The 576-nt window shown below is 57.3% G+C and carries 1 pseudogene; it reads left to right on the top strand.

Annotation, left to right across the window (positions count from 1 at the left end):
* Positions 1–576 (top strand): annotated as a pseudogene (locus QQF33_RS03460) (ImcF-related family protein); the annotation flags it as partial.

The raw sequence follows: 576 nt of genomic DNA, 5'->3' as shown, positions 1-576 counted from the left end.
TACTTCAACCCTCCCGACGGATAGCGAACGGGATGCCTTTTTGCGTTGCCGCCAGAAAGCAGACCATCTGCTTGGCTGGCAGGCCCCTGTCTGGCTGTGGTTGACAGACAAAGCGACAGGCGCTCAGCCGGACGCGGAAACGACGCCAGCAGGGGTTATTTTTGGTCCGGAAGGCACTGTTAAAGGGGCGCGTGAAGCGTTTTCTACACTGGCACAACGCCTGCAAAAATTCGGAATGGCACAGATACTGAAGAATCCGGCACATGACGGCCTGCTTCAGTTGTCCTCGCGCCTGCGACACGAACTGAAAGCCAGCCTGACCGTTTTACTCAGCGGGCTGATGCAGGGATCTGCGGCCTGGCGTTTACGCGGGGTCATGTTCAGTCCAGAACTGGCCGGTGCGGGAACAGTGCCGAACACACGTCTCGACACCCCGACATGGAAGGCAGTCATTGATGACTGTGATGCCGTCAGCGGCAGAAAGCTGGGCTTCAACTGGCTGAAGGTGCTGCGATTACTCCTGCTTTCCCTGATCCTTTTATGGGGAGCCGGTACTCTGCTGTCGCTCGTTGTTAA

Source organism: Lelliottia wanjuensis (assembly GCF_030238365.1).
Lineage (GTDB): Bacteria > Pseudomonadota > Gammaproteobacteria > Enterobacterales > Enterobacteriaceae > Enterobacter > Enterobacter wanjuensis.
This window is presented reverse-complemented; position numbering and strand designations above follow the sequence as displayed.